The organism is Spiribacter vilamensis (assembly GCF_004217415.1).
Lineage (GTDB): Bacteria > Pseudomonadota > Gammaproteobacteria > Nitrococcales > Nitrococcaceae > Spiribacter > Spiribacter vilamensis.
Window position 1 is genome coordinate 1,508,715 of record NZ_SHLI01000001.1, and the last position, 22,280, is coordinate 1,530,994.

At 64.9% G+C, this 22,280-nt stretch carries 26 protein-coding genes; 8 read left to right on the forward strand and 18 right to left on the reverse strand.

Annotation, left to right across the window (positions count from 1 at the left end; translation table 11 throughout):
- Nucleotides 1-139: 139 nt before the first annotated feature.
- The 4 genes from cyoE to EV698_RS07600 are packed head-to-tail and all read right to left on the reverse strand — an operon-like array spanning nt 140 to nt 3,424.
- Nucleotides 140-1,093, reverse strand: a complete 954-nt coding sequence (cyoE, locus tag EV698_RS07585; protein WP_130503484.1) for a heme o synthase — start codon at nt 1,091-1,093, stop codon at nt 140-142.
- On the reverse strand, nt 1,090-2,100 hold the full coding sequence (locus tag EV698_RS07590; RefSeq protein WP_130503485.1) for a COX15/CtaA family protein: 1,011 nt from the start codon (nt 2,098-2,100) through the stop codon (nt 1,090-1,092). Before EV698_RS07590 ends, cyoE begins: the two co-directional genes overlap by 4 nt.
- Nucleotides 2,097-2,687 carry a hypothetical protein gene (locus EV698_RS07595; protein ID WP_130503486.1) on the reverse strand — a complete coding sequence of 197 codons (591 nt, stop codon included), beginning with the start codon at nt 2,685-2,687 and terminating at the stop codon, nt 2,097-2,099. The genes EV698_RS07590 and EV698_RS07595 overlap by 4 nt, the downstream gene beginning before the upstream one ends.
- The gene (locus tag EV698_RS07600; RefSeq protein ID WP_165385752.1) at nt 2,687-3,424 is read right to left on the reverse strand and encodes an SURF1 family protein; all 738 of its coding nucleotides are present in this window, start codon (nt 3,422-3,424) and stop codon (nt 2,687-2,689) included. Before EV698_RS07600 ends, EV698_RS07595 begins: the two co-directional genes overlap by 1 nt.
- A gap of 84 nt (nt 3,425-3,508) precedes the next feature.
- Here EV698_RS07600 and EV698_RS07605 point away from each other — a divergent pair, with 84 nt between their 5' ends.
- The gene (locus EV698_RS07605) at nt 3,509-3,727 is read left to right on the forward strand and encodes a twin transmembrane helix small protein (protein ID WP_130503488.1); all 219 of its coding nucleotides are present in this window, start codon (nt 3,509-3,511) and stop codon (nt 3,725-3,727) included.
- 4 nt (nt 3,728-3,731) lie between these two features.
- On the opposite strand, the gene EV698_RS07610 is transcribed toward EV698_RS07605, so the two are convergent.
- The 5 genes from EV698_RS07610 to EV698_RS07630 form a co-directional block, all read right to left on the reverse strand.
- Entirely contained in the window at nt 3,732-4,592 is an 861-nt protein-coding gene (locus EV698_RS07610) for a cytochrome c oxidase subunit 3 (protein ID WP_130503489.1), read from the reverse strand.
- Nucleotides 4,593-4,739: 147 nt separating this feature from the next.
- On the reverse strand, nt 4,740-6,314 hold the full coding sequence (gene ctaD / locus EV698_RS07615) for a cytochrome c oxidase subunit I (protein WP_130503490.1): 1,575 nt from the start codon (nt 6,312-6,314) through the stop codon (nt 4,740-4,742).
- Nucleotides 6,315-6,342: 28 nt separating this feature from the next.
- Nucleotides 6,343-7,203, reverse strand: a complete 861-nt coding sequence (coxB, locus tag EV698_RS07620; protein ID WP_130503491.1) for a cytochrome c oxidase subunit II — start codon at nt 7,201-7,203, stop codon at nt 6,343-6,345.
- On the reverse strand, nt 7,200-7,781 hold the full coding sequence (locus EV698_RS07625) for a DUF2244 domain-containing protein (RefSeq protein WP_130503492.1): 582 nt from the start codon (nt 7,779-7,781) through the stop codon (nt 7,200-7,202). Before EV698_RS07625 ends, coxB begins: the two co-directional genes overlap by 4 nt.
- A gap of 91 nt (nt 7,782-7,872) precedes the next feature.
- Nucleotides 7,873-8,769 carry a methyltransferase domain-containing protein gene (locus EV698_RS07630; RefSeq protein ID WP_130503493.1) on the reverse strand — a complete coding sequence of 299 codons (897 nt, stop codon included), beginning with the start codon at nt 8,767-8,769 and terminating at the stop codon, nt 7,873-7,875.
- An 86-nt stretch (nt 8,770-8,855) separates the two neighbouring features.
- Here EV698_RS07630 and EV698_RS07635 point away from each other — a divergent pair, with 86 nt between their 5' ends.
- Nucleotides 8,856-9,578, forward strand: a complete 723-nt coding sequence (locus tag EV698_RS07635) for a ComF family protein (RefSeq protein WP_130503494.1) — start codon at nt 8,856-8,858, stop codon at nt 9,576-9,578.
- Here EV698_RS07635 and ubiA read toward each other — a convergent pair.
- From ubiA to gmk, 7 genes are all read right to left on the reverse strand, one after another.
- Nucleotides 9,575-10,456 carry a 4-hydroxybenzoate octaprenyltransferase gene (gene ubiA / locus EV698_RS07640; RefSeq protein WP_130503495.1) on the reverse strand — a complete coding sequence of 294 codons (882 nt, stop codon included), beginning with the start codon at nt 10,454-10,456 and terminating at the stop codon, nt 9,575-9,577. The genes EV698_RS07635 and ubiA overlap by 4 nt on opposite strands.
- On the reverse strand, nt 10,437-11,003 hold the full coding sequence (locus tag EV698_RS07645; RefSeq protein ID WP_130503496.1) for a chorismate--pyruvate lyase family protein: 567 nt from the start codon (nt 11,001-11,003) through the stop codon (nt 10,437-10,439). Before EV698_RS07645 ends, ubiA begins: the two co-directional genes overlap by 20 nt.
- A gap of 12 nt (nt 11,004-11,015) precedes the next feature.
- Entirely contained in the window at nt 11,016-13,094 is a 2,079-nt protein-coding gene (gene recG / locus EV698_RS07650) for an ATP-dependent DNA helicase RecG (protein ID WP_130503497.1), read from the reverse strand.
- Nucleotides 13,095-13,097: 3 nt separating this feature from the next.
- Complete coding sequence (locus EV698_RS07655; RefSeq protein WP_130503498.1) at nt 13,098-13,490, reverse strand: RidA family protein; 393 nt, start codon at nt 13,488-13,490, stop codon at nt 13,098-13,100.
- Nucleotides 13,491-13,521: 31 nt separating this feature from the next.
- Nucleotides 13,522-15,693, reverse strand: coding sequence for a RelA/SpoT family protein (locus EV698_RS07660; RefSeq protein ID WP_130504058.1), 2,172 nt, complete (start codon nt 15,691-15,693; stop codon nt 13,522-13,524).
- Nucleotides 15,694-15,703: 10 nt separating this feature from the next.
- Entirely contained in the window at nt 15,704-16,042 is a 339-nt protein-coding gene (gene rpoZ, locus EV698_RS07665) for a DNA-directed RNA polymerase subunit omega (protein ID WP_130503499.1), read from the reverse strand.
- A gap of 108 nt (nt 16,043-16,150) precedes the next feature.
- Entirely contained in the window at nt 16,151-16,828 is a 678-nt protein-coding gene (gene gmk / locus EV698_RS07670; RefSeq protein WP_239016232.1) for a guanylate kinase, read from the reverse strand.
- A 25-nt stretch (nt 16,829-16,853) separates the two neighbouring features.
- On the opposite strand from gmk, the gene rph reads away from it, so the two are divergent.
- Genes rph through EV698_RS07690 form a run of 4 tightly spaced genes read left to right on the forward strand, consistent with a single transcriptional unit; the run spans nt 16,854 to nt 19,537 of the window.
- On the forward strand, nt 16,854-17,570 hold the full coding sequence (gene rph, locus EV698_RS07675; protein ID WP_130503500.1) for a ribonuclease PH: 717 nt from the start codon (nt 16,854-16,856) through the stop codon (nt 17,568-17,570).
- Between the two features lies 1 nt (nt 17,571).
- Nucleotides 17,572-18,186, forward strand: coding sequence for an RdgB/HAM1 family non-canonical purine NTP pyrophosphatase (rdgB, locus tag EV698_RS07680; RefSeq protein WP_130503501.1), 615 nt, complete (start codon nt 17,572-17,574; stop codon nt 18,184-18,186).
- Nucleotides 18,171-19,358 carry a radical SAM family heme chaperone HemW gene (hemW, locus tag EV698_RS07685; protein ID WP_130503502.1) on the forward strand — a complete coding sequence of 396 codons (1,188 nt, stop codon included), beginning with the start codon at nt 18,171-18,173 and terminating at the stop codon, nt 19,356-19,358. The genes rdgB and hemW overlap by 16 nt, the downstream gene beginning before the upstream one ends.
- The gene (locus EV698_RS07690) at nt 19,355-19,537 is read left to right on the forward strand and encodes a CPXCG motif-containing cysteine-rich protein (protein ID WP_130503503.1); all 183 of its coding nucleotides are present in this window, start codon (nt 19,355-19,357) and stop codon (nt 19,535-19,537) included. Before hemW ends, EV698_RS07690 begins: the two co-directional genes overlap by 4 nt.
- On the opposite strand, the gene EV698_RS07695 is transcribed toward EV698_RS07690, so the two are convergent.
- The gene (locus EV698_RS07695) at nt 19,538-19,918 is read right to left on the reverse strand and encodes a SirB2 family protein (protein ID WP_130503504.1); all 381 of its coding nucleotides are present in this window, start codon (nt 19,916-19,918) and stop codon (nt 19,538-19,540) included. It abuts the gene before it with no gap.
- Nucleotides 19,919-20,058: 140 nt separating this feature from the next.
- On the opposite strand from EV698_RS07695, the gene EV698_RS07700 reads away from it, so the two are divergent.
- Nucleotides 20,059-20,322, forward strand: coding sequence for a type B 50S ribosomal protein L31 (locus tag EV698_RS07700; RefSeq protein WP_130503505.1), 264 nt, complete (start codon nt 20,059-20,061; stop codon nt 20,320-20,322).
- 32 nt (nt 20,323-20,354) lie between these two features.
- The gene (locus EV698_RS07705) at nt 20,355-21,653 is read left to right on the forward strand and encodes a citrate synthase (RefSeq protein ID WP_130503506.1); all 1,299 of its coding nucleotides are present in this window, start codon (nt 20,355-20,357) and stop codon (nt 21,651-21,653) included.
- A 3-nt stretch (nt 21,654-21,656) separates the two neighbouring features.
- Here EV698_RS07705 and EV698_RS07710 read toward each other — a convergent pair whose 3' ends face one another.
- A complete protein-coding gene (locus tag EV698_RS07710; protein ID WP_130503507.1) occupies nt 21,657-22,280 on the reverse strand; it encodes a hypothetical protein in 624 nt (207 codons plus the stop codon).

Below are 22,280 nucleotides of genomic sequence, written 5' to 3' on the forward strand. Positions count from 1 at the left end.
GGGAGGAAGGACCAAAGGCGGCATGCCATGGGGTGTCGACGAGATACGGAGCCCGTCAGGCGGTGGATATCATTTTGATCGGCATCTCGTGTGAGCCCGGGAGAAGGGGCAAAAGGCGGCATGCCCCCCCTCCGGGGAGTTATCCAGCCAGTAGTCCCCAGACCACCGGTAGGTAGGCGTCGACCAGCAGGACCGCGAACAGCGCCATCAGGTAGACGATACTAAAGCCGAATGATCGCATTGGCAGCGATTGATCGTCGGGTCGGGCGAGTAGTGCATAGCCGAACCAGAGGTAGCGCCCGCCCAGTATCAGCGCGCCGGCGAGGTAAACCGGCCCGCTCATGCCGGTGGCGAACGGCAGCAGTGTGACGCCCACCAGCATCACGGTGTAGAAGAGGATCTGCCAGCGGGTGAAACGGTCACCATGAGTCACTGGCAGCATCGGGATATCGACGCTTGCATATTCCTCGCGGCGATGGATCGCCAGCGCCCAGAAATGCGGCGGGGTCCAGGTAAAGATGATCAGGAACAACAGCAGGGCATGGGGATCGATGCTGCCGGTCACCGCCACCCAGCCCAGTACCGGGGGAGCAGCCCCGGCGGCGCCGCCGATCACAATGTTCTGGGGGGTCGCCCGTTTGAGGAACAGCGTGTAGATGAACGCATAGCCGATCAACGAACCAAACGTTAGCCAGGCCGTGAGCGGATTGACCAGAAAGTACAGTAGCGACAGGCCGGCAAGTCCGAGTACACCGGCGAACAGGCTGGCATGGCTCGTGCGCAGGCCGCCGGTGGGGAGCGGACGTCCCCGGGTACGCTTCATTCGTGCATCGATCCGGCGGTCGACGAGATGATTGATCGCGGCGGCGGAGCCGGCCGCCAGGGCAATGCCGATGTTACCGACCGTCAACGCCATCCAGGGGATCGCACCGGGGCTCGCCAGCAGCTCGCCAACCACCGCCGTAAACACCATCAGGGCAACAACGCCGGGCTTGGTCAGCTCGTAGTAGTCATGCCAGCGTTGCAGCGTGTGCTGCGCCAGTGCGGCAACGCCCGAGGACGGATTGGTTGTGGCGTCTAGAATTCGGCTCATGGTCGTGCAACGGGTTGCCGGACATGGAAAACGGTTACCAGCACCAGCATAAGCAATGCCGCCCCAGCATTGTGCGCGACCGCGAGTGCCAGCGGCAAGTTGTAGATGACGTTACCGATACCGATCAACACCTGCAGCGCCAACGCGCCGGCAACGGCCATCCCCATGGTCCGCCCCAGGCCACCGGCACGCCAGAGCCAGAATGCCAGCCCCCCCAGCACGAGCGTGACGACAATCGCCCCCACGCGATGAACCAGGTGGATTGCCATTCGGGCCGGATGATCCAGTACTCCGAATTCGTAGTTGACCCCGAGTCCGCGCCAGAGCACGAAGCCCTCGGCGAAATCCGCCTCCTCGGGCCAGTACTCGCCGAGGCTGCAGGCCGGGAAGTCGTTACAGGCAAGGGCCGCGTAATTGGTGCTGGTCCACCCCCCGAGACTGATCTGCGCAACCGCTACGAGCGTCCCGATTGCGAGAAACGCCCCCAACCCCGGAACTCGCGACAACCGGCCGCCCCCGCCCATTTGATTGCTGCGCAGCGTGACCCACCAGAGCAGCGATAGCGTCGTGAGTCCGCCGAGCAGATGCGCAGTTACCACCGCGGGCTTGAGCTGCCAGGTCACTGTCCATGCCCCCAGTACGCCCTGGAAGCACACGAGAGCGACCAGCAGCAACGGGACCCGCCAGGGCTGTCCGGGGCGGTGTCGCTGGCGCCATGCGAAAACCCCGAGACCGACGATCAGCAATCCCAGCATGCTGGCGAGATACCGATGGACCATTTCCCGCCAGCCCTTGCCGATATCGACCGGCGTGTCGGGGAAGGCCTGGTTCGCCGCGGCGATCGCCTCATCGGTATTGGGCACATCCCACTGACCATAACAGCCAGGCCAGTCCGGACAGCCCAGGCCGGCATCGGTGAGTCGCACCCAGGCGCCGAGGACAACGACGCAAAGCGCCATCGCCGTCGCCACCAGGCTCAAACGATAAAACCAGGGGTGGGCATTCATTCAGCCGTCGCCTCCTCAAGGGCTCGGCGCTCGGCCTCTTCCTTCGCCAGACGCAGGAGGTTTTCCAGGTCGTCGAGCAGTCCGGAGGCATCGAGGGGCCGGGCATAGCGCATCACGTGATATCCGCGGTAATCGACAATGTGGGCGGCCATCGGTTCGCCCTCGTGCCGTGCGAAGCGGTCGACCACGGCGTCCGGGGCGGAGAGATTGAGGATGCCGGGCACCGGCTCGAACACGGGCGCTTCGCGCGAATCCGGCTGCAGGACCACGAGGCGCACCCGTTCGATATCCCGATCAAGGGCGATTTGCGCCCGGTTCAGCTGATCCACGCGGTCCCGGCAGTCACTGCCACAATCTCCACGCTGCGGGGCCACGATGAGCCAGTCTCCGGCGAGGGTGGGCGCCTCCTCGGTCACTCCGCGCCACTGCCCCGGATTCAGCTGCTCGGCGGGCTGGACCAGGTCACCATTGTTGGTAAAGGTGCTGGGGCGCCAGTCGCTGAACACCATGACCATGGCGCCGACGGTCGGCAGACCGAATATCGCCAGCAGTGCAAGTGGCTGCCACCGGCCCCTGAGTCGTTCCATCAAGCGGCGTCTCCTCGTTTTTGCCGGCGCGTATTCACCACCAGCCAGATCAGCGTGAGTGCAGCGGCCAGCGCGAACCACTGCACGGCATAGCCCTCGTGGCGTGCCGGGCCGAAGCGCCAGGCGTCGCGCTCACCACGACGGGCAACCGCATCGGTCGCCAGTGATCCCTCCACCAGCAGGTAATCACTGAGGGGATAGTCGAGCGTGGCGTCCATGTAATCAAAATCGATGTACTGCAAACGCCGGGGCCACCGCTTTGTCCCGTCCGCGGCCTCCCCCAGGCGCATTCCGACCGAGGGTCCCGCGCTGATCCTCCCGCTGACGCGTGCCTCCGGCTCCACCGGTGGCAGTGTCGGGAGCTCCTGGCGACTGTCCGCGATCGGTATGAATCCACGGTCAACGAGCACCGCTGCGTCCCGTCCCTCGAGCCTCAGGGGTGTAATGACGCGATAACCGATGCGACCGTCCTCGACCTGGTTGTCGAGCAGGAACTGATGGTCGGTATCGAAACGGCCGGCCGCCGTTGCCCGGCGATACTCGTGCCGCGCCAGCGTCGCAGCCTGTTCGTTGACGGAAATCACCGGTGCCTTTGTCGCGGCGGCGCGCTCGGCAAGCGCGGTGCGCTTCTCATCCGCGCGATCCAGCTGCCATTGCCCCAGACCAATCAGAACCACCAGCAGTACCAGGTAAACCGCCGTCGGCACCAGTCCCGGTGCGAAAACCCATTCGCCCACTCGGATCCCGTGCCAGGAGCGGCTCAAACCAGCCGATACCCGGATGTTGCTTTATACTGAGCAGAAAACGGCCGGGGATAGCCCATGGATCTCGCAATTCGACTCACCATACTGCTCACACTGTTCGTCATCGTCGCGAGCCTTGGATCGGGACTGTTCTATCTGATCCGCGACCGGGGCGAGTCGCGACGGACGCTCAACGCCCTCACCCTTCGCATCACCCTGTCGATCGTCCTGTTCGTCCTGATCCTGATCGGCTTTGTCACGGGCGCCATCTCGCCGAACAGCAGCCCGCTTTCCTGACCCGCTAGAGGATGTAGACGAAGATGTAGAGGCCGAGCCACACCACATCGACGAAATGCCAGTACCAGGCGGCCGCCTCGAAACCGAAATGGGAGTTCGGCCGGAAGTGGCCCTTCATGCACCGGAGCGTGATGACCAGCAGCATCAGCGTACCGATAACCACATGCATTCCGTGGAATCCGGTCAGCATGAAGAACGTCGATCCGTAAATCCCGGTATCCATGCGAAGGTTCAGATGGGCGTAGGCCTCGTAGTACTCGTAACCCTGCAGCCCGATGAACAGCGTTCCGAGCAGGACCGTCGCCCACATGAAACCGATGAGCTTGCGCCGATTGGCGTCTTTCAGCGCATGGTGAGCGACCGTCAGCGTCATGCCGGAGGTCAACAGGATCATGGTGTTGATCGTCGGCAGGGGCCAGGCGGCCATGGGCTGCCAGTCCATACCGGCGTTGGCGGGGCCGGCAGTCGGCCAGTTCAGCACCATGGAGTCCCAGAGCAGACGACTGGTCGCGGCATCCTCGCCGGACAACCAGGGCACGGACAGGAGCCGGGCGTAGAGAAGCGCGCCGAAGAAGGCCCCGAAAAACATGATTTCGGAGAAGATGAACCAGATCATGCCCCAGCGCAGCGATCGGTCTACCTGATCGCTGTACAGGCCCTTGACGCCCTCGCTAATCACATCGCGTAGCCAGCCGAAGACGAACCCGGCGGTAATCAGGCCGCCCGTGCCCATCACCCATGTACCCGACGCCATGCCCTCGAGGTACATCGCAATCCCGACCACCAGCGCAGTGACGCCAATGGTGCCGATTATCGGCCAGTAACTCTGGTGCGGGACGTAGTACCCGCCTTCTGCCTGTGCCATAGGTTTAGCTCCCTCTCCCCCGTCTGATCGCTAGAGGCGATCGAGGAAAACCCCCGTGTAAATGCCCAGAACGATCAGCACCAGCAGGACAACCGTCCAGCGGATTCTACGCCGCGTGCGCCGATCGACTTCGCGATTGATCATCGATTATCGAACGACCGGTGGCGTATCAAACGTATGGTGCGGCGCCGGTGATGGCACATCCCACTCCAGGCCATCGGCGCCTTCCCACGCCTTCGCCTCGGCCTGCTGACCACCGCGGATGCACTTGATGAGAAGCCACACGAAAATCAGCTGGGCGAATCCGAACCCGAATCCGCCGATGCTGGATACCATGTTCCAGTCCGCGAACTGGACCGAGTAGTCCGGGATACGGCGGGGCATGCCGGCCAGTCCCAGGAAGTGCTGCGGGAAGAAGAGCACGTTCACGAATATCACCGACAACCAGAAGTGCCACTGGGCCAGGCGCTCGCTATACATGTGGCCGGTCCATTTGGGCATCCAGTAGTAGGCGGCCGCGAGAATCGCGAACACCGCACCGGTCACCAGCACGTAGTGGAAATGCGCCACCACGAAATAGGTGTCGTGGTACTGGAAGTCCGCGGGGGCAATCGCGAGCATCAGACCGGAGAAGCCGCCGATGGTGAACAGGAACACGAAGGCCAGTGCGAACAGCATCGGTGCCTCGAACGTCATCGCGCCCCGCCACATGGTCGAGACCCAGTTGAAGACCTTTACGCCCGTCGGGACCGCGATCAGCATCGTGGAGTACATGAAAAAGAGCTCGCCGGCGAGCGGCATGCCCACCGTGAACATGTGATGCGCCCACACAATGAACGAGAGGAAGGCGATCGACGCGGTGGCATAGACCATCGAGCTGTAGCCGAACAGCGGCTTGCGAGCGAAGGTCGGGATAATCGTGGAGATGATGCCGAACGCCGGCAGGATGAGGATGTACACCTCGGGATGGCCGAAGAACCAGAAAATGTGCTGGTAGAGCACCGGGTCACCACCACCCGCGGCGCTGAAGAAGGTCGTGCCGAAGTACTGATCGGTCAGCAGCATGGTGACGGCACCGGCGAGAACCGGCATGACGGCGATCATCAGGTAGGCGGTGATCAGCCAGGTCCAGACGAACAGCGGCATCTTCATCAGGCTCATGCCCGGCGCCCGCATGTTCAGAATAGTCGCGATCACGTTGATCGAGCCCATGATGGAGCTGATGCCAAGCACGTGGATCGCAAAGATCACGAACGGGAAGGCCATCCCCGTCTGCAGCATCAGCGGCGGATACATGGTCCAGCCGCCGGCGGGACCGCCCCCCGGCATGAACAGCGTTGACAGGAGCACGGCAAAACCGAACGGCAGCAGCCAGAAGCTCCAGTTGTTCATTCGCGGCAGCGCCATGTCCGGTGCGCCGACCATCAGCGGAATCATCCAGTTGGCGAGACCGGTGAACGCGGGCATGACCGCGCCGAAGATCATCACCAGGGCGTGCATGGTGGTCATCTGATTGAAGAAGTACGGGTCGACGATCTGCAGACCGGGCTGGAACAGCTCGGCGCGGATGACCAGTGCCATCGCTCCACCCAGCAGGAACATGGCGAGCGAGAACAGCAGGTACATCGAACCGATGTCCTTGTGATTCGTCGTCACCAGCCATTTCTTGAAACCGTAAGGTTCCGCTTCGTGTGCCGCGTGATCATGGGTTGTTGCCGTCATCTCAACCGTCTCCCCTGTCTGATTCTCGTTACCGGGCGGCGAGCTCGCCATCGGTGTCCGGTGTCTGCTCGGCGTCGGCGGTCATGCCCGAGCCGCCGGCCTGGCGATTCGCTAGCCACTCGTTGAATTCGTCCTTGGGCAGCGCCTCGACCACGATGGGCATGAACCCGTGGTCACGACCGCAGAGCTCGGCACAGCGGCCACGATAGACGCCCGGCTCCTCGATCTCTGTCCACATCTCGTTGACGTATCCCGGGATCGCGTCCTTCTTCCAGCCCAGGTCCGGCATCCACCACGAATGGATGACATCCGCACCGGTAATCTGGAAGCGCACACGCGTGTCGACGGGAAGCACCAGTCGCTGGTCGACGTTCTGGAGATAATTGTCGACCGAGGCAGGCTGAATTCCCGACCCCAGCCGCCTGGCGCGGTCACTGTCGGCATCCAGGCGACTCAGGAACTGGACGTCCTCGCCCATGTATTCGTAGCCCCAGAACCACTGATAGCCGGTCACTTTGACCGTCATCTCCGATTCGCTCGTATCGTCGAGGTCGATCAGAACCCGGGTGGCGGGCACCGCCATCGCCACCAGGATCACCAACGGAATAACCGTCCAGACGATCTCCATCGTCGTGCTGTGATGGAACTTCGATGGCTCCACCCCCCGCGATTTCCGGTGCCGGAAGATCGAATAGAACATCGCGCCGAACACACCGGCGCCGATAACGACGGTAATCAGGAATATCGTCATGTGCAGGCCGTAGATATCACGGCTCGATTCCGTGACGCCCTGCGTCATGTTGAGCAGGCTGAAATCGGCGCTGGCCGGCGCGGTTGCGAGCACGGCAGCTATCGCCACCGATTGAGCGAGTCGGGTTATTACCGTCATCCCGTCTTCTCTCCAGCGTTGGGGGCGATGCCCGGGGCCCACGATGCCCCCGGCTCACCGGAATCGGTTGTCGACACCGGGCGATCGTCTCCCCACCGCGCCATTGGACCGACGCAGGCGCGGAGCGCCCGATCCAGGCTGCGCCGCTCGTCCGCGTCGAGGAAGGCCCCGATGATCAGGGTCTGCTCGCGCGAGCGCAGCTCCAGCCGTGTCTCGTCCCAGCGGCGGGATAACTGGTGGAGCCGGACATCCGTCCAGGTCCGATCCATTTCCCAGCGCTCCTCGACCCGTCCGCGGCCTTTCTCGACGATGACCGTGTTATCGACGACATGGATGACTTCGCGGTCGAGAGAGCGACGCGCCGATGCGTAGAGCGCCCAGCCCAGCGTGATCACCTCCAGGCCCGCGAACGGCAGGACCGGCCAGAATCCGAACCAGGTGCAAACGAGTGCAATCCCCAGGCAAACCGAGCTCATGCCGATAAAGATCCAGACGGTCTGTTGCCAGTCCGGTGCGATGTTCGGCGCCAGCACGAAGCGGCGCCCGCTGTTGCCCTCGATGTCGGTCGAAGTAGTCATTGGCCTGCCTCGTCCAGATCGGAAACTGATCTACATCAAGTCTAGTGAATTCCATCCGCAGAGGAAAGCAATCGAGTGGAAACAATCACCTTTATCGCTGTCGGCGAGGAACTGAGAGCGTATCCAGCGGAACCCGCACCGCCCCGTCATCTCCGGTGACCTGCATCTGCGCGTCGGTCCCCCAGGCATGGCCGTAGGCCACCTCCCAGGTCGCCGGAAGACGGCCCTCGGCGTTGGCAGCCGCCTGGTAGGCCGACTCCATCGCACGCCAGCGACGTGGCGACGTCAGCCCGGGTTGACGGGCGGTCAGCGCATTGCGCAGACCGAGGGCGTCGAGATCACGAACCAGTGAGCGGACATCGGCGTAGGTGAGGGTGAAGTGCTCCATGTCCATCACCGGATCCGCCAGGCGTGCCTTGACCAGAGCATCACCGATATCGTGCATGTCGACGAAACCGTGGACGTGGGGGGTGTCATCCACCGCCTGCCAGGCGGTCCGCAACTCATCGAGGGTATCCGGGCCAAAGGTCGCGAACAGGAGGACACCATCCGGCCGCAGAACGCGCTGCAGCTCGCGGGCCGTCGCCGAGAGATCGGGGACGCGGTGCAGCGCCAGGCTCGAGAAAACAAGATCGAAGCTGTCGTTACGGAACGGCAGCTGATCCATTCCCGCGCAGACCCCGGGGACGCGCCGCCAGCGCCCGCCCTGGCGCCGCGCCCGGGCAACCAGCGGCGCTGCCAGATCCATGCCAACGTAGTCCGCTTTCGGATAGCGCTTGCGCAGTGCACTGGTGTTCAACCCGCTGGCGCAGCCCATATCGAGCATCGATGCGGGCTGCAGGCGGATATAGTCGAGCCGCTCGACCAGCCGCCGGCCAACCTCGCGGTGTAACACGGCCGCCTCGTCAAACCCCGGAGCGGCCTGCTCGAGGCGTCGACGGAGAACACGGGAATCGAGCTGGAGGGGATCGCCGGATAGGTCTGCCATACGTTCATCCTGACATAATCGACCGCTTATCGGCAGATCGCCGCGGGTCGCTGGCGCAACGACGATCGGACCGGCAGCCTCGTCGCATGCCGATCTCCATCACGCGTCACTCCTCTCCCCCGCCATGGCGGCTGCCCGGCCGGGGATCGGCCTATCTGCATAATCTGTTCAGCGGGCGCTGCCGGTTCTGCCACGCCCGCAGCCTCTCCCGCGGACTCTGCCCGGGTTGTTGCGAGGATCTGCCCTGGATCAGCGCGGCATGCCGGCGCTGCGGGTTACCGTTGGCCTCCGGGGCCGCGGAATGCGCCGGCTGTCTCGCCGACCCGCCACCGTTCGACCGCGCCCGGGTGCTTTGGACCTACGGGGACGGTGTCGATGAACTCATTCGCGCTTTCAAACTGCGCGAGGATCTGGCCGCCGGTCGGCTGCTCACCGAGCTTGCCGCCGAGGCCCTGTGCGAGCGCGGCGTCGCCTGCCACGGCCCGCTGGTGCCCATACCACTGCACACGGCACGTTACCGGCAGCGCGGCTTCAACCAGTCGGCACTGATCGCCCGCTGGCTGGGTGCAGCGGTCATGGAATCACTGGTCTTTCGTCATCGGCATACACCGCCCCAGCGGGGCCGCAGCGCCGCCGACCGACGGGCCGCCCTGCACGGTGCCTTCCGCCTGCAGCGACCACCCCCTCGCAGCGTCACGCTGGTGGATGATGTCGTCACCACCGGGGCGAGCCTCGCCGCGGTGGCCGAGTGCCTGCGCGAGGGCGGCGTCGAGCGTGTCGAGGTCATCGCCCTGGCCCGGGCGATCTAGGCCGTTGTCAGATACGACAGGACGATCCCGGCGAACACGATCCCGCCGTAGATATTGTTATTGAGGAACGCCTGGAAGCTGCCGTCGCGACTGCGGTCACGGATCAACCACTGCTGGCGGACAAACAGGCCACTGGCCGCCACCAGCCCGATCAGGAACGGCGCACCCAGCCCCGCGCGCCAGCCGATAACCGCGAGCAGCAGGGTCAGCAACACCTGCAACAGGGCGATCATGGCCCGGTCATAAGCACCGAAGAGCACGGCCGTGGATTTGATCCCCACCTTGAGGTCATCGTCGCGATCCACCATGGCGTACTCGGTGTCGTAGATCGTCGCCCATACCACCGATGAAGCGAACACCAGCCAGGCGAGGACGGGCACCGTCCCGGTCTGGGCCGCAAACGCCATCGGGGCCGCCCAGCCGAAGGCCGCACCGAGGTGGACCTGCGGGAGATGGGTATGGCGTTTCATGAACGGATAGGTCGCGGCGAGCGCGACGCCGCCCAGCGACAGCAGTACGGTCAGGCGATTCATGAGCAAGACCAGCGCGAATGCGACGAGGCACAGCACGGCGAAGAGGATCAGCGCCTCGCGCTCGGTCACCGCACCGGTGGTCAGCGGCCGCGCCCGCGTGCGCTTGACGTGCCGATCGTAATCGCGGTCGGCGTAGTCGTTGATCACGCAGCCCGCCGCCCGCATGACCAGCACACCGAGGACGAAGACCACCAGCACATCCGTCCGCGGCATCCCCTCGGCTGCCAGCCAGAGCGCCCAGAGTGTCGGCCAGAGCAGAAGGAAGTTGCCGATCGGCCGATTCAGCCGCGCCAGCCTTGCGTAAAGCGACAGCCGATGTCCCCAGTCAGTCACGGATGGGGTCATGGGAGAGCTCCTCGATCAAGGGTTGTAGAAAGACCTCGGTGACCAGCAGCGGTCGACCGGTAATCGCGAATACCGACCGGCGCGCCCAGCGGGGCGCCGCACCCTGCGCCAGCGCACGGGCACCAAGCCGCGATGCCGGGGTGAGCGGCGCCACCTCGATCGCCCCGCGTACCACCGGGTAGCGGCCGAACAGCAGGGCCCCCAGCGGCTGTCGGCCCAGCGAGCGAAGCCGCCGCAGCGGGCCGCGAAGGCTGCTCCGCGGAATCACGCTGCGGGCATAAACGAGCGGTTGATCACCGCGACCCAGGCGGACTTCGCGAATCCAGAGCCATTCGGGGCCCCGACACCCCAGGCGCCGGCGCTCATCGGGCCAGGCACGCCCCCAGTGCTCGTCGAGGACCCGGACGCTGAATGCCTCGCCGGCGAGACCACGCAGCCGCCGGGTCAAAGAACCGGGTTCATCCAGCCAGTTGCGCAACGCACCGGGACGCGGTCGGGCGCCGGGCACGCCGCGCGGACGCCAGTGGCGCAATCCCGGCTCAGCCATGCTGGAATCCACTCATACCTGTGCGTAACGCTCGCCCTCGCCCACCCAGCGACGGATCAGTTCGGAAACGGCGGCCGGTTCATCGCGGAGCAGGGGCTGTGCCGCCGATTGTACCGAGTCGAGGAGATCGCCATCGCGCATCAGATCGGCGATGCGGTACGTCAGCGCGCCGGTCTGGCGGGTCCCGAGCACTTCACCCGGCCCGCGGATCTCGAGATCGCGACGGGCGATGCGAAAGCCGTCGTTACTCTCACGCATCACGCCCAGGCGGGATCTTGCCGTTTCGCCCAGCGCACCATGGTACAGCAGCACGCAGCTGCTCTGGGCATGGCCGCGACCGACCCGGCCGCGGAGCTGGTGGAGCTGCGAGAGCCCCAGACGCTCGGCGTTTTCGATAATCATCAACGAGGCATTGGGGACATTGACCCCGACCTCGATCACCGTCGTCGCCACCAGCAGGTCCACCTCGCCGGCCTCGAACCGCGCCATGACGGCCTCCTTTTCGGCGGCGGGAAGACGTCCGTGCACCAGGCCGATCGCGAGCGCCGGCAGCTGCTCGCGGAGGCGTTCCGCAGTCGCCTCCGCCGCTTCGGCCTCGAGGACGTCCGAATCCTCCACCAGGGTGCAGACCCAGTAGGCCTGGCGCCCCTCGGCGCCCACCGCGCGGATACGCTCGATCACGGCCTCACGGCGAGTGTCCGGTAGCGCAACGGTCTGCACGGGCAGCCGCCCCGGCGGCAACTCATCGATCACCGAGGAATCAAGGTCGGCGTAGGCGGTCATCGCCAGTGTTCGCGGTATGGGGGTAGCCGTCATCACCAGCTGATGGGGCTGGCTTTGCGCGCTTCCCTTGTCGCGCAAAGCCAGGCGCTGGTGGACTCCGAAACGGTGCTGCTCATCGATCACCACCAGGCCCAGGGACCGGAACACGACATCGGCCTGGAACAGGACATGGGTCCCTACCACCACCTGGATGTCGCCATCCGCCAGCCCGGCCAGGGTATCGCGACGCCGGGCGGCAGCGGCGCGCCCACTCAGCCAGCCTACCCGCAGCCCGAGGGGTTCAAGCCAGTCACGAAAACTCCGCTCGTGCTGCTCGGCCAGTAATTCCGTCGGTGCCATGATCGCCACCTGCCAGCCGGCCGCCACGACGTGCAGCGCCGCGAGCGCGGCAACCACCGTCTTGCCCGAGCCAACGTCGCCCTGGACGAGTCGCAGCATGGGCGCCTGGCGACCGAGGTCAGCCACCACCTCGTCATGGACACGCCGCTGGGCGCCGGTCAGATCAAACCCCAGCCCTCCGAGGAATCGCCCGATCAGCGCCTCGTCCCGGGGGATGACCGGCGCGGGCATGACCTGTTGCTGTTCCGCGCGTAACCGCAACAGGCTCAGCCGGTGGGCAAGCAGTTCCTCGAAGGCAAGACGGCGAATGGCCGGATGCCGGCCCTCGAGGAGGGCCTCCGGATCGGCGTCCGCCGGAGGCGCATGGACGAGCGCCAGGGCCTCCTCGAGCGGGGGCAGGTCCATCGACTCGCGCAACGCCCCGGGCAACCACTCGGTCACCGCGCCGGGTTGGGCCAGCGCCGCGCCGATGGCCCGCCTCAGCGCTGGCTGCGTGATGCCCTCGGTCGCCGGGTAGACGGGCTTGAATTCGCCCTCCGCGGGCGTCGATCCGGGCTCGACGCGCTGCCAGTCGGGGTGGATGAGCTGCAGCACCACCGGACCGGCCCGGGCCTCGCCGAATACACGCAGGTGCACCCCGCGCGCCATCTGGCGCTGCTGACTGGCATAGAAATGGAAAAACACCAGCTCGAGGCTGCCGGTCCCGTCGCTGATCCGGCAGATCAGGCGCCGACGCTGACCGCCAACGATCTCGGTGGCGGTCACCTCGCCCTCGATGAGGGCGGAGATCCCGGGGCGCAGGCTACCGATGGCGAGCACCCGGGTCCGGTCCTCGTAGCGTATCGGCAGGTGGAACGGCATGTCCTCGACCCGCTTGAGGCCGAGCCGTGCGAGCTTCTCAGCGAGCCGTGGACCGATCCCCGGCAACCGGACCACCGGCGTGCCGGACACCGCCGCACCATCGCTCATCGATCAGCGATCTTCTGCCAGGCTCAGGATCGCCTCCACCTCGACCATCGCACCCTTCGGCAGTTCGCGCACGCCGACCGCGGCCCGCGCCGGGTAGGGCTCTGCGAAGTAGTCGGTCATGATCGAGTTGACGGTCGCGAAGTGCCCCAGATCGGTCATGAAGATGGATAGCTTGCAGATCGACGCCAGATCACCACCCGCAGCGACACAGACATGACGCAGATTGTCGAACACCCGTCGGGTCTGGGTATCGATATCGGCCTCGACCAGCGTCATCGTCACCGGATCGAGCGGAATCTGCCCGGAAATGAACACCAGATCGCCGACCTGCACTGCCTGCGAATAGGGGCCGATCGCCGCGGGCGCCTGGTCTGTCTGAATGATACGGCGTGTCATGGGCTACTCCCTGTCGGGTTGCTCGAGATGTTCAGCCGCGGCGCCGAGTGATGCGCAGCACGGCCGAGAGACCGCGCAGCCGGCGCATGATACGGGCCAGGTGAGCCCGGTCGCGGACGCCCATGACCAGCCGCAGGGTTGCAATCATGCCTTCCTTTTCCTCGATTTCAACCGCGTCGATGTTGGAGTCGAGATCAGACACCACCGCCGTTACGCTCGCGAGCACACCGCGGTTGTTCATGACGTCCATGTCGACGGCGACCGGGTACTCTCCCTCGGCGATCGCATCCCACTGCACATCCACCCACTTCTCGGGATGCTTGCGATACTCGCGGATGTTGTTGCAGGCCTCGTGGTGGACGACCACGCCGCGCCCCGCACTCGCGAAACCGACGATCGGGTCACCGGGGATGGGACGGCAGCAGCGCGCGAAGGTCACGACCGCGCCCTCGTCACCGCGGAGCATCAGCGAGCCGCCGCTGCCTCCCGCCCGGCCAACGCTGCGGGTCGAGTCATCGCCCTCCGCGAGATAGCGGGCCACGAACCAGGGCATCCGCTGACCGAGCCCGACCTCCTCGAAGACCTCGTCGACCCGCTCGACGCCGAACGTGGTCAGCGCCTGTTCGATCTGCTCGTCGGCCAGATCGCCGAGGCTCAGATCCATGGCGTTGAGGCCGCGCTCGACCAGGCGGCGCCCGAGATCGGTGGCCTCGGCGCCTTTCAACCGCTTGAGGCTGTGCCGGATGGCGGCGCGGGCCTTGGCGGTGACAACGAAATCCAGCCACGCCGGATTCGGCCGGGCGACGGGCGCGGTGATGACTTCCACCGTCTGGCCCGTCCTGAGCGGCGTGCGCAGCGGTGCCAGTCGGTTGTCGATGTTCGCCGCAATGCAGGCATCGCCGATTTCGGAGTGCACCATGTAGGCGAAATCCACCACCGTGGCCCCCTTGGGCAACTCCATGATGTCGCCCCCCGGCGTGAAGACATAAACCTCGTCGGGCAGCAGATCGATCTTGACGTTTTCGATGAACTCGAGCGAGTTGCCGACGTTTTCCTGGATTTCGAGCAGGCCGTGGACCCATTCGCGGGCCCGCGTCTGCGCCACGTTGCTCGGCTGCCCCGGCTCTTTGTACAGCCAGTGCGCCGCGATGCCGGCCTCGGCCACCCGATCCATTTCCGCAGTACGGATCTGGACTTCGAGCTGGATGCGGCGCGGCCCGAGCAGGGTGGTATGCAGGCTCTGGTAACCGTTTGCCTTGGGGATCGCGATGTAGTCCTTGATGCGCCCGGGCAGCGGCTTGTAGCGACCGTGGCAATGCCCGAGCACGCGGTAGCAGGTATCGACATCGCTCACGACCACGCGAAAGCCGTAGACATCGAATATGTCCTCGAACCCGGCCTGCTTGCTGCGCATCTTCTGGTAAATACTCCAAAGATGCTTCTGTCGTGCCGTGATCTGCGCATTGATATCGGCCTCGGTCAGACTCGCCTGGATCTCGTCGCGAACCTTGTCGAGGAGCTCGCGCCGGGATCCGAGCTGCTGGCGGACACGCTCCTTGAGGACCCGGTAGCGCATGGGATGCAGTGCCGCAAAACCGAGATCTTCGAGTTCAACCCGGATGCTGTTGATGCCGAGCCGCTGCGCGATGGGGGCGTAGATCTCGAGGGTCTCCCGCGCAATGCGCGCCCGCTTGCTGGGCGGCATCACGAAGATCGTACGCATGTTGTGGAGCCGGTCGGCGAGCTTGATGAGGATGACGCGGATGTCTTTCGACATCGCGAGAATCATCTTGCGGAAGTTCTCCGCCTGCGCCTCCGCTTTGCTGCGGAAGTTGATCTGGGTGAGCTTGGAGACGCCATCGACGAGCTGGGCCACTTCACCGCCGAATGCCTCGGCGATCTCGGCTTTTGCGGTGGGCGTGTCCTCGATGACGTCGTGGAGAATCGCGGCGCAGAGGCTGTCCGCGTCGAGTCCCATCTCGCCGAGCGTGCGGGCGACCGCAAGGGGGTGGGTGATGTAGGGCTCACCCGAGAGTCGGCGTTGGCCCTGGTGGGCATCGGCGCCGAACTGGTAGGCGCGGTAGACCTTCTGGACGTTGTGCGGGTCGAGGTAGTTTTCGAGCAGCGAACACAGATCGGCCGCCCGGCCCGCGGAGTCGGGACCGGCCGCTTCCGGTGTCAGTGCTGCACCGCTACCCGCCATGGCGCCCGGTTCAGTCGCCGGGCCTCTCATCGCCGTTATCGGTCGGCGCGGCAGGCTCTGCCGCGTCATCATCGAGTGCGGTATCGGCCGCGGCGCCCTGCGCCTGTTCGGCGGCATCATCCAGCGCTCCCAGGGCCTCGGCCGCCTCGGCCTCGACGTTGAGAATCTCCGAGGTGACATAGCCGTCGGCGATCTCGCGCAGCGCAACGACGGTCGGCTTGTCGTTCTCCCAGTCCACGAACGGCTGAGCGCCATGGGCGATCTGGCGGGCCCGACGGGTGCTGGCCAGCACCAGCTCGAAGCGGTTATCGATGTTGTCGAGGCAGTCCTCGACGGTAATTCGTGCCATGGCGGCAATCTCCAGAATTAGCGCAATTCGAAATTGATGATAGTTTAGCGCGAAACGCCGTTTTCAATAAAGGCCTGATTATCCAGCCAGAAACGTCGCAACCGCCGGTTACCCGTGCCGGCTGTCGGCGTCGATCAAAGCGGATAGCGCCTCGCCGTTCATGATCCGCTGATGCGTGACATGCAGGCGTCGGGCGCGGATCACCGCCTGTAGATCCGCCAGGGCGACCGCAAAATCATCGTTCCAGATAATGTAATCGTATTCGGTGCAATGGCTCATCTCGTCGACCGCCGCTGCCATCCGCGCGGCGATCACGTCGTCACTGTCCTGGCCGCGTCCGCGCAGGCGCTCTTCGAGTGCTCCGCGCGATGGCGGCAGCACGAAGATGGAGACACAGCCGGGCATCCGCTCGCGGATCTGCCGCGCCCCCTGCCAATCGATCTCCACCAGCACGTCCCGGCCCGCGGCCAGGTCCTCGTCGATCGCCGCCCAGGACGTCCCGTAGCGACGGTCGAACACGTGCGCGTGCTCGAGGAACGCATCGGCCTCTACCAGCGCCTGGAAGGCCGCGTCGTCCACGAAGTGATAGTCATGCCCGTCGCGCTCGCCGGAGCGCGGCTGCCGGGTGGTGTGCGATACCGAAAAGCAGAGCCGGTCATCGCCCTTCATCAGTGCGCGCAGCAGTGACGTTTTTCCGGCGCCCGAAGCTGCCGAGACGATGTAGAGAGTGCCTGCCGTGCCCGTTTCCATCGCGACGATGTTACCCTTTCCGCTGATTTTTAGCATCTTGCCAAGTACTCGGGAGACCTGCATGCGCCCCAGCGGCCGAAACCCTGACCAGCTCCGATCCATCCGCTTCACCCGGGGATTCACCCGACATGCCGAGGGCTCGGTGCTGGTGGAGTTTGGCGATACCCGGGTGCTTTGCACCGCCTCCGTCGAGGAACGCGTACCGCCATGGCTGCGCAACAAGGGACGCGGCTGGGTAACGGCCGAGTACGGCATGCTGCCCCGCGCCACGGGCAGTCGCAACGACCGCGAGGCCACCCGGGGTCGACAGCAGGGTCGAACGATCGAGATTCAGCGCCTGATTGGACGCGGCCTGCGCGCCGCGGTGGATCTGGAAGCGCTGGGCGAACGACGCGTGGTGATCGACTGCGACGTCCTCCAGGCCGACGGAGGCACGCGCACCGCCGCCATTACCGGCGGTTACGTAGCGCTCGCCGACGCTGTCCAGACCCTCGTGGACAAACGCAAAATCCGCCGTAACCCCCTGCACGGCCACATCGCCGCCATCTCCGTCGGCATCTACCAGGGCACACCGGTCCTCGATCTCGACTATGCCGAGGACTCCGAGGCGGAAACCGATATGAACGTCATAATGAATGAAGCCGGCCACTTCATCGAGGTGCAGGGCACCGCCGAGGGCCATGCCTTCCGCCGCAGCGAGCTCGACTCGATGCTCGATCTGGCGGCGTCCGGCATCGAGGAGCTGGTCACCGCCCAGCGCGTGGCACTGGAGATCTGAAATGGCGCTGATCCACCGACTGGTGCTTGCCAGCGGAAACGAAGGCAAGCTAGCGGAACTGACGAGTCTTTTGAGCGGACAGGTGGGTGAGATCATTCCGCAGTCGTTCTATTTCGTGCCCGCGGCCGAGGAGACCGGCTCCACGTTTGTCGAAAACGCCATTATCAAGGCGCGCAACGCGGCGGCTCACACCGGCCTCCCCGCCATCGCGGACGACTCGGGCCTGGAGATTCCGGCGCTCGACGGCGAACCGGGTGTCCGCTCGGCCCGCTGGGCCGGCGAGGACGCCACCGATGCCGATAACAATGCCCGGCTCCGCGATGCCCTCATTGACCTCGATCCGCATCAGCGGGGCGCCGCCTATCGATGTGTGCTGGTGGCCATGCGGCATGCCGCCGACCCGGCGCCGTTGATTGCCGAGGGGATGTGGACTGGTCAGCTGGTCGAGGCGCCCCGGGGCGACAGCGGTTTCGGCTATGATCCGCATTTCTATCTGCCCGAGGCCGACTGCACCGCCGCCGAACTGCCGCCAGACACCAAGAATATGCTGAGCCATCGCGGCCAGGCACTCAGTGCGCTTCGGCGCCGACTGGAGCAGGAATGGCAGCGACTCTGACCCCACCGCCACTGGGGCTCTACATCCACCTGCCCTGGTGCGTGCAGAAATGCCCGTACTGCGATTTCAACTCGCACGCACTGCGCGGGGAGCTGCCGGAGCAGGCGTACACCGATGCCCTGTTGCGGGATGCCGACCGCGAGGCAATCGCGGCCGGCGGCCGCGCGGTGGAGACACTGTTCATCGGCGGCGGCACGCCCAGCCTGTTCAGCGCCGACGCCATACAGACACTACTGGATGGCCTGCGTCAGCGACTCAATATTGCACGCGATGCCGAGATCACGCTCGAGGCGAACCCCGGGACGCTCGAATCCGGCCGCTTCGAGGGCTTTCTCGTCGCGGGCGTCAATCGACTGTCGATCGGCGTTCAGAGCTTCAACGACCAGCGCCTGCAGCGGCTCGGGCGCATTCATGGTGGCGACGAGGCGACCCGTGCCATCGCTACCGCCCGGCGCGCCGGGTTCGAGCGGATCAATGTCGATCTGATGCACGGGCTGCCCGGGCAATCACCCGCCGAGGCGCTCGCCGACGTCGAACAGGTCATGGCACTCGGCATCGAGCACCTCTCGCACTACCAGCTGACGCTGGAACCCGGGACGGCATTCCATGCGAGGCCGCCGGCCCTGCCCGACGACGATCAGCTCGCGGATATCGAAGCCGCCTGCGCCGAACGGATCCATGCCGCGGGGCTGCGACGCTACGAGGTCTCGGCCTGGGCGACACCCGGCGATGAATGCCGACACAATCTCAACTACTGGCGCTTCGGTGACTACCTGGCAATCGGGGCCGGCGGCCATGGCAAGCTCAGTCATGCCGACGGCGGCATCCGGCGCTATCGCAAGCAGCATCTGCCGCGGCTCTACCAGGAGCAGGCGGGCACCGAGACAGCGACCGTGGAAGATCGGGCCATCACGGCCGATGAACGTCCGCTGGAGTACCTGATGAACGCCCTGCGGCTGACCGACGGTACCGACCTGCGGGCCGCGATGGCCCGTACCGGCCTGCCGGCATCGGCCTTCGAACCGGGGCTGACCGAAGCGCGGCGCCGCGGGCTGCTGATCGACGACCCGACACGGCTACAGGTCACGCCGCTCGGGCAGCGTTTCCTCAACGATCTGCTGGATGTTTTCCTCGAAGCGGAAACACCGGCCAACCGGGTGAATGCGGGATGATAGAGAACGTCACGATCGAGTGCCCCTATTGCGGCGAGGCCTTCACGACCGTTGTCGACTACTCCGCGGGAGACCAGGACTACATCGAAGACTGCGTGGTCTGTTGCCGCCCCATCGAGTGTCGGCTGACCGTCACTGCCGACGGACCGCAGCTGACGGTCCGTCGCGATGACGACTGATCAGATCGGCAGCGGCGTTTTGTAGAACGCCACCAGGAGGATATAGCCGTACACCGCCAGCGCAGCGAAAAAGGCGGCAACCCGGATGGTCGCCGTGCGACCGCGCTTGAGCGCGATGATGCCGAGAACGATATAGACAACCAGTGCAAGGATCTTTGCGGTGATCCAGTCGTGCAGGACGACCGGGTAGCGCCAGCCGACCCAGGCAACCGCGAAAGAGGTAACCAGCAACGTGGTATCAATAACGTGAGGCAGTATCTTTACCCACTTGCGCTGGAGCATTGAAGACCCCATCGCCATCCAGCCGCCGCGCAGAATGAACAGCAGCACTGTCAGCGTCGCCACGGTGGTATGCAGGTGTTTAAGCCCGATGTAGAGCATGGAGGCAGTCCCTGTGATGCGGCCGATTCGGTATCGGTATCCTACCGCCGGGGCAAACGAGGGTCGAGTGTGTCCCTTGTACCGCCGGCGGTGACCGCCTAACATACGCGAATTCAATAACCAGCTTATCGAGATAGGGCATGAAGAAAGACATCCATCCCGGATACCGCCAGGTGGTATTCCAGGACATTTCCGCCGATTACTCCTTCCTGACGCGCTCGACGGTCAAGACCAACGAGACGATTCAGTGGGAAGACGGCAATGAATACCCCCTGGTCAAGGTTGAAATTTCCAGCGCCAGTCATCCGTTCTACACCGGCAAGCAGCGCGTGCTGTCGAGTGGCGGCCGAGTCGACCAGTTCCGCCGTCGCTATGGCGGAATGGCGAAGGGTAGCAAGAGCTGACGCGTGAGCGCCGGATAACAGGAGGCGTCCCGATGGCCGACAAGACCGTCACGATCACCGATAACGAGACTGGCAAGAAAGCGGACATGCCAGTGCGCCAGGGCACGCACGGCTCCGATGTCATCGACATCCGCTCGCTGCACAACGAGCTCGGCTATTTCACCTATGATCCGGGTTACAGCACGAGTGGCAGCTGTCAGAGCGATATCACCTACATCGACGGCGAGCAGGGCATCCTGCTCTATCGGGGCTATCCCATCGAACAGCTGGCCGAGCATGCCTCGTTCCTCGAGGTGGCCCGGCTGCTGATTCACGGCGAACTGCCGAACAAGACCGAACTCGAAGACTTCGACCGGGCGATCACGCGCCACACGATGGTCAACGAAAGCCTGCGGATCTTTTTCAACGGCTTCCACTACAACGCCCATCCGATGGCCATGCTCACCGGCGTCGTTGGTTCACTGTCGGCCTTCTACCACGACACCATCGACATTACCGACCCCGAGAACCGCCTGCTCTCCGCCCACCGTATTATCGCGAAGATGCCGACGATTGCCGGGGCGGCGTTCAAGCACATGGTCGGCGAGCCGTTTGTCCATCCGCTCAATCGCCTGTCCTACACCGGCAACCTCCTCAACATGCTTTTCGCGCGGCCCAGCGAGGATTTCGAGATCAACCCGGTGGCCGAGCGCGCACTCGATCAGCTCCTGATCCTGCATGCCGATCACGAGCAGAATGCCAGCACATCGACCGTGCGGCTTGCCGGCAGCACCGGGGCCAACCCGTTTGCGGCCATTTCCTCCGGGTGCGCGGCACTCTGGGGTCCCGCTCACGGCGGTGCCAACGAGGCGGTTCTCAACATGCTGAGCGAGATCGGTACGGTCGATCAGGTGCCGAAGTACATCGACAAGGCCAAGGACAAGAACGATCCGTTCCGGCTGATGGGCTTCGGACACCGGGTCTACAAGAACTACGACCCGCGGGCGACGATCATCCGCAAGACCTGTCACGAGGTCCTCGATGAACTGGGCGTGGGTAACGACCCGCAGCTCGAGCTCGCGATCCGGCTCGAGGAGATCGCCCTGGCGGATGATTACTTCGTCGAGCGCAAGCTCTATCCCAACGTGGATTTCTACTCGGGCATCATCTACCGCGCGCTGGGCATTCCCAAGGAGTTCTTCACCGTGCTGTTTGCGATCGGTCGCACGCCGGGCTGGATCGCGCAGTGGATGGAAATGCTCTCCGATCCGGAGCAGCGCATCGGACGGCCGCGGCAGCTCTATACCGGTGCCGCCCGGCGCGATTACGTGCCCCTCCACCGCCGCGGCTAAGGTCTATTCGTCGGCGCTGGCGCCCCCTGCGACCAGCGCCTCGACCTCGCGCCGACCCGCCCGCTGCATCGGACGCCCGTCGATCGAGCTTCTGGGCGGCTGGTTATTACCCCGACCGGAGAAGACGGCGACCGTAACGGCGGTCTCCCCCGCCGCGAAGTGGTGAACGGGGATCGATTCGTAGTCTTCCTCGAAACGGAACCGCTTCTCGAGTGTGTCGAAGGGGATGTCGTGATCCATGAGGAAAAAAACGACATCCTCGGCGGTATCGGCAAAGCAGTGCAGATCTACCGCACTGTCCGGCCGCGCCGTGCCGTCGAGCACCGAACCAACCAGCCGCGGACGGAATGCGGCGAAAAACCCCATCGCCTCCAGCGCCGCTTCGCGCAGCGACTGCAGCGCCGAGAGCTGCGCCTCACCACCGAACAGCCGCTGGTAGTCCTGCAGCGCCGCCTGGATTTCGCGGTTCTGGGGCAGATTGGTGGTTCGCGGTGCATTCAGCTGCAGCGCCGCCTTGCGCTTGGCAATCGAGAAATCGCCGATGCCCTCGACCGCCATGATCCGGGCCGATTCCTGGATCAGTCGCTCACGCATGCGGGCGTCGCGGTTCGCTTTTCCCCTCGCCAT

Coding starts and splice junctions, on each gene's coding strand:
- cyoE (WP_130503484.1), bottom strand. CDS start 1,093: ATGAGCCGAATTCTAGACGCCACAACCAATCCGTCCTCGGGCGTTGCC.
- EV698_RS07590 (WP_130503485.1), bottom strand. CDS start 2,100: ATGAATGCCCACCCCTGGTTTTATCGTTTGAGCCTGGTGGCGACGGCG.
- EV698_RS07595 (WP_130503486.1), bottom strand. CDS start 2,687: ATGGAACGACTCAGGGGCCGGTGGCAGCCACTTGCACTGCTGGCGATA.
- EV698_RS07605 (WP_130503488.1), top strand. CDS start 3,509: ATGGATCTCGCAATTCGACTCACCATACTGCTCACACTGTTCGTCATC.
- EV698_RS07610 (WP_130503489.1), bottom strand. CDS start 4,592: ATGGCACAGGCAGAAGGCGGGTACTACGTCCCGCACCAGAGTTACTGG.
- ctaD (WP_130503490.1), bottom strand. CDS start 6,314: ATGACGGCAACAACCCATGATCACGCGGCACACGAAGCGGAACCTTAC.
- coxB (WP_130503491.1), bottom strand. CDS start 7,203: ATGACGGTAATAACCCGACTCGCTCAATCGGTGGCGATAGCTGCCGTG.
- EV698_RS07625 (WP_130503492.1), bottom strand. CDS start 7,781: ATGACTACTTCGACCGACATCGAGGGCAACAGCGGGCGCCGCTTCGTG.
- EV698_RS07630 (WP_130503493.1), bottom strand. CDS start 8,769: ATGGCAGACCTATCCGGCGATCCCCTCCAGCTCGATTCCCGTGTTCTC.
- EV698_RS07635 (WP_130503494.1), top strand. CDS start 8,856: ATGCCGATCTCCATCACGCGTCACTCCTCTCCCCCGCCATGGCGGCTG.
- ubiA (WP_130503495.1), bottom strand. CDS start 10,456: ATGACCCCATCCGTGACTGACTGGGGACATCGGCTGTCGCTTTACGCA.
- EV698_RS07645 (WP_130503496.1), bottom strand. CDS start 11,003: ATGGCTGAGCCGGGATTGCGCCACTGGCGTCCGCGCGGCGTGCCCGGC.
- recG (WP_130503497.1), bottom strand. CDS start 13,094: ATGAGCGATGGTGCGGCGGTGTCCGGCACGCCGGTGGTCCGGTTGCCG.
- EV698_RS07655 (WP_130503498.1), bottom strand. CDS start 13,490: ATGACACGCCGTATCATTCAGACAGACCAGGCGCCCGCGGCGATCGGC.
- EV698_RS07660 (WP_130504058.1), bottom strand. CDS start 15,693: ATGGCGGGTAGCGGTGCAGCACTGACACCGGAAGCGGCCGGTCCCGAC.
- rpoZ (WP_130503499.1), bottom strand. CDS start 16,042: ATGGCACGAATTACCGTCGAGGACTGCCTCGACAACATCGATAACCGC.
- gmk (WP_239016232.1), bottom strand. CDS start 16,828: ATGCTAAAAATCAGCGGAAAGGGTAACATCGTCGCGATGGAAACGGGC.
- rph (WP_130503500.1), top strand. CDS start 16,854: ATGCGCCCCAGCGGCCGAAACCCTGACCAGCTCCGATCCATCCGCTTC.
- rdgB (WP_130503501.1), top strand. CDS start 17,572: ATGGCGCTGATCCACCGACTGGTGCTTGCCAGCGGAAACGAAGGCAAG.
- hemW (WP_130503502.1), top strand. CDS start 18,171: ATGGCAGCGACTCTGACCCCACCGCCACTGGGGCTCTACATCCACCTG.
- EV698_RS07690 (WP_130503503.1), top strand. CDS start 19,355: ATGATAGAGAACGTCACGATCGAGTGCCCCTATTGCGGCGAGGCCTTC.
- EV698_RS07695 (WP_130503504.1), bottom strand. CDS start 19,918: ATGCTCTACATCGGGCTTAAACACCTGCATACCACCGTGGCGACGCTG.
- EV698_RS07700 (WP_130503505.1), top strand. CDS start 20,059: ATGAAGAAAGACATCCATCCCGGATACCGCCAGGTGGTATTCCAGGAC.
- EV698_RS07705 (WP_130503506.1), top strand. CDS start 20,355: ATGGCCGACAAGACCGTCACGATCACCGATAACGAGACTGGCAAGAAA.
- EV698_RS07710 (WP_130503507.1), bottom strand. CDS start 22,280: ATGGCGAGGGGAAAAGCGAACCGCGACGCCCGCATGCGTGAGCGACTG.